We start from the raw sequence: 6,784 nt of genomic DNA, 5'->3' as shown, positions 1-6,784 counted from the left end.
GGCACGGCACGGCGGCACGGCACGGCGGCACGGCACGGCGGCGCGGCACGGCACGGCGGCACGGGCACGGCGGCACCCTGCGAGCGCGACCCGGGATCAGGCGGAGATGTCCCGCCGGTTCAGGCCGACCACGGCGAGCGCCACGAGCAGCAGGCTGAGGCCGGAAAGCAGGGCCACCGCGCCCCAGTCGACCCCATCGAGCAGCGGCTGGTCGCCGAACGCCCAGTTGTAGGGCGAGTACCGGTGCAGCCATTCCAGGTCGGGGTTCTGGTTGCCGATCCCGTTCAGGGCATAGCCGAGCACCGCGATCCCCGAGCCCGCGACGAGGGCGGGCAGGCGGCGACCGGTCCACGCCCCCACGGCGAGCGCGACGGCACCCGACAGAAGCGTGAGTGCCGCGAAGACGACGGATGTCCCCACCGCCTTGACCGGATCGACGTTCAGATTCGCCGGGCCGTTCAGCAGCAGCACCATGACCAGGGTGACTCCCGCGAGGACGAGGACCTGCAGGACCAGGGCCAGCGCGCGCTCGAGCACGATCTGGGTGCGGGTGACCGCGTGGGCGAGGGTGAGTTCGAGCCGACCGGACTCCTCGTCGCCGCCGACCGCCTGCGCGCCCCAGCTCACCGCGGCGATCGTCAGGAAGATGAAGCCGATCAGGCCAAAGATCGTGGCCTGCACGTAGCCGGCGCCGGTGGCGATCAGGTCGTAGTTGAGCGCCCTGATCATCGCCTGCGGCATGCTCTTGATGAGGTCGTCGAGGATGGCGGAGGAACCGAAGGTGCGATACAGCGGCAGGTACACCAGCGTGGACACCACGATGGCCAGGACCCAGCCGAGCAGGCCGGCCCAGGAGTCCCGGGCCGCCTTCGTGAAGAGGGGCATCCGGCTAGCCACGGGAGTCACCCCCCGGGCTCGGAGGCCGGGTGCTCGGACCTCGGCGGCTCAGAGGCCGGGTGCTCAGACCTCGGCGGCTCAGAGGCCGGGTGCTCAGACCTCGGCGGCTCAGACCCCGGCGCCTCGGAGTAGAGCGCCAGCACGGCTTCCTCCAGGTTGGGTTCCTCCAGGCTCAGGTCGAGCAGGGACAGCCCGGCGACGGCGGCGACGAACGGCTGCACGGGACCGGCGAGCGTGCCGCGGCATTCGACGACCGCGGGAGTGCCGGACGCTCCGGTGAAGGACGGGGCGACCCGGGGCGACCCGGAGCGACCCGGAGCGACCCGGCCGGACGATCGACGGTGCGGGCGGTGACGCCGCCGACCCCGGGCATCCGTGAGAGTCGTTCGAGCGCCTCGGCCACGGTCAGGCCCTCGGTGACGACTCGCAGGTGGCGCACGGCGGATTCGCGGAGCTCGGTGACGGTGGCCGTCTTCACCACCTGGCCCCGGCGCAGGATGGCGACGGAGTCGGCCGTGTCCTGCACCTCGCTGAGCACGTGCGAACTGAGGAAGACCGTCTGGCCGTTCGCGGCGGCCTCCCGGGCCATGGCCTGGAACTCCTGCTGCACGAGCGGGTCGAGTCCGCTGGTGGGTTCGTCGAGCACGAGCAGTCGCGGCCGGTGCAGGAACGCCTGCGCCAGGCTGAGTTTCTGCCGGTTGCCCTTGGACAGCTGCCGCACGCGCCGGTCCAGGTCGAGCCCGAGCCGCTCGGCCAGCTCGTCGACCCGCCCGGGCTCGACCGGGCCGCTGATCCGCGCGAAGTCCGTCAGCACCCGCCGGGCGGTCAGCTGGCCCGGCAGGGAGACCTCACCGGGCAGGAAACCGATCCGGCTGCGGAGCCTCGGCCCGCCGGCGCGAGGGTCTTCTCCCAGCACCCGGAGGTGGCCCGAGGTGGGACGGATGATGTCCAGCAGCAGCCGCATCGTGGTGGTCTTGCCCGCGCCATTCGGGCCGATCACGCCGAAGATGCTGCCCGCCGGGATGGCCAGGTCGACGCCGGCCAGCGCGACCGTGCCGCCGAAGCGCTTCACGAGGCCGCGGGTCTCGACGGCGAAGGGGGACGGTGGCCGTGCCGGGGAGTTCATGGGGCCATCATGGCACCGCCAGGCGGATGGCAGGCGGATGGCGAGCGGGGCCCGAGCGGCGGACGGAGCGGCGGACCGAGCGGCAGCCGAACTGGTCGCCGACGGGGTCGCCGGCCGGCGGCATCCGTGGGCCTCAGGTCAGCCGGGAGAAGGCCTCCACCTTGCGCACATCGCCGGCGATCAGGATGACGTCGTCGGCTTCGAGCCGCGTGTCGAGGGTCGTGTAGCTCCAGCCGTCGCCCGGGCGGTGGAACGCGGTGACGGTGACGCCGTGGATGGTGCGCACGCTCGACTGCCCCAGCGGCACGCCGATGATCTCCTTCGGCGGGCTCGTCTTCACCAGGGCGAAGTTCTCGTCGATCTCGATGTAGTCCTGCATCACCCCGCGCACGAGGTGGGCGACCCGCTTGCCCATGTCCTTTTCGGGGTAGATCACGTGGGAGACTCCGATCTGGCGCAGGATCTCGCCGTGCGGGTCGTTGACAGCCTTCGCCCAGATGTTGGGGATGCCGAGCTTCAGCAGCAGGGACGCGGTCAGGATGTTCGCCTGGATGTCGCCGCCGATGGCGACGACGGCACTGCTGAACTCGGGCACCGAGAGCTGCCGGAGGGTTTCCTCCTTGGTGGAGTCAGCGCGGACGACGTGGGTGAGCAGACGGTTGTGCGCCTGCACGATCTCCTCGTCTCCGTCGATGCCGAGCACCTCGGTGCCGCTGGCCATCAGCTCCAGGGCCAGCGAGCTGCCGAACCGGCCCAGGCCGATCACGACGACGGAGTCGGCCTCCGCCAGGCGGGCGGGCTGGTTGTGCCCGAACAGGGAAAACTTAGCCAATGATGGGCCTCTCCTTCGGTAATTCGTACGTGGTGCGGCGCTCTCGCAGGGCCAGAGCTGACGCGAACGCGATCGGCCCGAGCCGGCCGATGAACATGAGCAGCATCAGGATGACCTGGCCCGCGACGGGCATGCTGGCGGTGATCCCGGTCGACATGCCCACGGTGCCGAAGGCGGAGATCACCTCGAACAGGAGCTGGTCGAGACTGAAATCGGTGAGCAGCATCAGGGCCACGGTGGATACCGTGATCACGGCGACGGCCAGGAGCACGATCGTGATCGCCTGGCGGTGCACGGACCGCGAGAGGCGCTTGCCGAACACGTTCACCGCCACCTCGCCGCGGATCTCGGTCAGCATGATGAAGAAGAGCACCGCGAAGGTGGTGATCTTGATGCCGCCCGCGGTTCCGGCCGGGCCGCCACCGATCAGCATCATCACATCCATCCCCAGCAGGCTCGCGGAGTCCATCGACCCGACGTCGATGCTGTTGAAGCCTGCCGTGCGGGTCTGCACCGCCTGGAAGAACCCCACCAGGAGTTTGCTCGGCCAGTCCAGCGGGCCGAGCGTGGCCGGGTTCGACCACTCCACCGCGGTGATGTAGACGGTGCCGAGCACGAGGAGAGCGATCGTGCCCACCAGCACGATCCGGGTGTTCATGGTCCACTGCAGCGGCGCCCGAAGGTGCTTGCGCAACTGCATGATCACGGGGAACCCGAGGCCGCCGATGATAATGGCGGCGGCAACGGGAAGGCAGATGAACGGGTCGGTGGCATACGAGATGAGACTGTCGCTGAACAGGCCGAAGCCGGCGTTGTTGAATGAAGACACCGAGTGGAACACCCCGAGCCAGACCGCTCGGCCGAGGGGCTCGCCGTAGCCGATCAGGAATCGCAGGCTGAGGAGCACCGCGACGATGAGTTCCACGATCAGGGAGATGCGCACGACGCCGAGGATGAGGCCCCGCACGTCTTCGAGGCCGAGGCTGCCAGCCTCCGACGCCGTGGTGATGCGCGAGCGCAGGGACATCTTGCGCACGACGGCCAGCCCGATGACGGACGCGAACGTCATGATGCCGAACCCGCCGATCTGGATCAGAAGCAGGATGACGACCTGACCGAAGGTTGACCAGGCCGTGGCCGTGTCGACGGTGACGAGCCCCGTCACGCAGATCGCCGAGGTCGCCGTGAAGACCGCCACCAGGAACGACACCCCGCCGGGCCCGGGCGAGGCGATCGGCAGCATCAGCAGGCCCGTGCCGATCAGGATCGCCACGGCGAAACCCGCGGTGACCACCTGGGCAGGGTGCAACCGGCCCCGCGGCGTTCTCGCGCGGCTCGTCCGCGCCGACTTTGATTGCACCTGCTTACTCTACGGTTCCCGCGCCGCGCCGCGGGGCGGGTGCGGGCCGTCTTGGGGCGTTCGACGGGCCGTCTTTCCGGGTGTCGGCGCGCCGTCTTCCTCCACTTCCGATTCACGGCCGCCCCCCAAAGCGGTGGCTGCCGCGGAATCCGCAAAACAGCGATAATCTGAGTACACCGGCGAGGGGGAACCAAGGGTGAGATTCAGCGGGGGATTGCGGATGCGTACACACGCTCTGCGACCCTACGGCCGGGTTCTGCTCCAGTCCGGGCTCTCCGTGCTGGCCCTGGTCGCACCCGTCTCCGCGGTGCTTTTCTGGCTCACCATTCCCACCGGCACCTGGCAGCCGATCGCCGCCGCCCAGGGTGTTCTCGTCGGTCTCTGTGCGCTGGCGTACCTCGGTTACTCGCGCACGGTCATCCGTGTGGACGGCGAGGGGATCTCGGAACGAGGCTTCCTGGGCCGCGTCACCAACTTCGACACGGACGAGATCGGCAGCGTCGTGCTGCTGGATCTGTACCAGAGCGGGGCGCTCGACACGCATCCGCAGCTCTTCGTCACGGGCACGGACGGCCGCCTGCTGCTGCGCATGCGCGGCCAGTTCTATTCGCAGGGCGCCATGGAAACCGTCGTCGACCAGCTGGCGGCCCCCGTCGTGCGGGTGCCGGAGCCGATGACCCTGCAGGACCTCAACCGGGTGCGCCCCGAACTGTTGTACTGGTTCGAGCGGCGGCCGACCCGGGCGGAGTAGCGCCGGCGCCGCGCTCGCGGCGGTCGGCGGCGGTCAGCCGCGCTCACTGCGGTCAGCCGCGCTCACTGCGGTCAGCCGCGTTCACTGCGGTCAGCGCCGGCGGCGAGTGCCGAAGATGCCGCCCACGACGCCGGTCAGGATCGATTTGGTGACGGATGATCCGAGCACCTGCTCGAGCACGCTCTGCTGCGGGCGGGAACTCGTGCGGGTGCGGGTCGTTCCCTTCGTCTGCCGCATCAGCCGGTCGTACTCGGCCTGCGCTTTCTTCTGCGCCTTCTCCGCCTTCGCGTCGAGGAGGTCCTGCGCCTTCTCGGCGGCCGCCGCCGTTTTGGCCTGCGCGAGCGCTTCCTGCTCGGCAGCGGCGGCCCGGTTCGCCGCTTCCAACTTCACGGCCAGCATCTCCCGGGCGGAGTCGCGGTCGATCGCGGCGCCGTAGACGGCCAACAGGGGCGAAGCGGCCACGGCGGCGTCGATCTGCTCCGGCGCGGTGGGCGCCATCGATCCCCGCGGCGCGCGCAGGCGGGTCCAGGCGACGGGGCTGGGCGCCCCCTTTTCGTTCATCACCGTGACGATCGCCTCGCCCGTGCCCAGCCCGGTCAGCACCTCTTCGAGGTCGTAGCCGGAGTTCGGGTAGGTCGACACGGTCGCCCGCAACGCCTTGGCGTCATCCGGGGTGAAGGCCCGCAGCTGGTGCTGCACCCGGGATCCGAGCTGCGCGAGCACCTCCCCGGGCACGTCCTTGGGGGTCTGGGTGACGAAGAAGATGCCGACGCCCTTGGAACGGATCAGCCGCACGGTCTGGGTGATCGAGGCGAGGAAATCCTTCGAGGCGTCCTTGAACAGCAGATGCGCCTCGTCGAAGAAGAAGACGAGCTTGGGCTTGTCCAGGTCGCCCACCTCGGGCAGGTCGTTGAACAGGTCGGCCAGCAGCCACATCAGGAAGGTGGAGAACAGGGCGGGCTTGTCGGCGACGCCGGGCACCTCGAGCAGGCTGATCATGCCCCGCCCGTCCGCCGTCGTGCGGAGGAACTCGCGGGTGTCGATCTCGGGTTCGCCGAAGAACACGTCGGCACCCTGGTCGGCAAAGGTGATCAGTTCGCGCAGGATGACGCCCACGGTGGCCGGGGACAACCCGCCGAGGCCGGTCAGTTCGCCCTTGCCGGCATCGCTGATCAGGAAGCCGAGCACCGCCCGCAGGTCGGTCAGGTCGAGCAGGGGCAGGCCGGCCCGGTCGGCGTAATGGAAGACGAGCCCTAGGCTGGACTCCTGGGTGTCGTTCAGACCGAGCACCTTGCTCAGCAGCAGCGGGCCGAAGCCCGCCACCGTGGCGCGCACCGGGATGCCCCGGCCGACCCCGCCGAGCGAGAAGTACTCGGTGGGCGACGCCTCGCCGGACCAGTCCTGGCCGATGTCCTTCGTTCGCGCGAGCAGCCTCTCGTTCGGGGTGCCCGCCGTGGCGATGCCGGACAGGTCGCCCTTGATGTCGGCGGCGAACACGGCGACCCCGTGGGCGGAGAGCTGCTCCGCCAGCACCTGGAGGGTCTTGGTCTTTCCGGTGCCGGTGGCGCCGGCGACGAGGCCGTGCCTATTGGTCATGGCCAACGGGATGCGAATGGGCACGTCGGGGCGCGCGTCGCCGTTGACGAGGGCCCCCATTCCCAGTGCCGGCCCGGCGAAGGCGTAGCCGGCGCGGATGGTCTCGACCTGCGCGGCGGTGAGCGGGCCGGCAGTGGCCGGAAGCGGCGCGGCGGGGGCCTCGGCCGGCGAATCGGGGGGCTTGGTCGGCACGGCAGGCGGCGGCGCGGCGGGGGCCTCGGC

Annotated in this window: 6 protein-coding genes; 1 reads left to right on the top strand and 5 read right to left on the bottom strand. The window is 70.2% G+C overall.

Translation table 11 applies throughout. The annotated features are described in order from the left end of the window. Positions 1 to 96: 96 nt before the first annotated feature. The 4 genes from E3T37_RS14460 to E3T37_RS14445 form a co-directional block, all read right to left on the bottom strand. Entirely contained in the window at positions 97 to 885 is a 789-nt protein-coding gene (locus E3T37_RS14460) for an ABC transporter permease subunit (RefSeq protein ID WP_241976035.1), read from the bottom strand. Between the two features lie 184 nt (positions 886 to 1,069). Further along, positions 1,070 to 2,023: an ABC transporter ATP-binding protein gene (locus E3T37_RS14455; RefSeq protein WP_174776165.1), complete on the bottom strand. Its 954-nt coding sequence runs from the start codon at positions 2,021 to 2,023 to the stop codon at positions 1,070 to 1,072. Positions 2,024 to 2,156: 133 nt separating this feature from the next. After that, positions 2,157 to 2,855, bottom strand: coding sequence for a TrkA family potassium uptake protein (locus tag E3T37_RS14450; RefSeq protein WP_174776164.1), 699 nt, complete (start codon positions 2,853 to 2,855; stop codon positions 2,157 to 2,159). Then, the gene (locus E3T37_RS14445; RefSeq protein WP_134367969.1) at positions 2,848 to 4,215 is read right to left on the bottom strand and encodes a TrkH family potassium uptake protein; all 1,368 of its coding nucleotides are present in this window, start codon (positions 4,213 to 4,215) and stop codon (positions 2,848 to 2,850) included. Before E3T37_RS14445 ends, E3T37_RS14450 begins: the two co-directional genes overlap by 8 nt. 220 nt (positions 4,216 to 4,435) lie before the next feature. Between E3T37_RS14445 and E3T37_RS14440 the strand changes: the two genes are divergently transcribed. Further along, on the top strand, positions 4,436 to 4,966 hold the full coding sequence (locus tag E3T37_RS14440; protein ID WP_134367967.1) for a hypothetical protein: 531 nt from the start codon (positions 4,436 to 4,438) through the stop codon (positions 4,964 to 4,966). 90 nt (positions 4,967 to 5,056) lie between these two features. Here the strand turns inward: E3T37_RS14440 and E3T37_RS14435 are convergent. Further along, positions 5,057 to 6,784, bottom strand: a 1,728-nt coding sequence (locus tag E3T37_RS14435) for a helicase HerA-like domain-containing protein (protein ID WP_134367966.1), incomplete at its 5' end; no start/stop codon positions are given.

This window comes from Cryobacterium sp. TMT2-10 (genome assembly GCF_004403075.1).
GTDB classification, from domain to species: domain Bacteria; phylum Actinomycetota; class Actinomycetes; order Actinomycetales; family Microbacteriaceae; genus Cryobacterium; species Cryobacterium shii.
The sequence above is the reverse complement of the archived record's forward strand: the minus strand, read 5'-3'. Positions and strand labels throughout refer to the sequence as shown.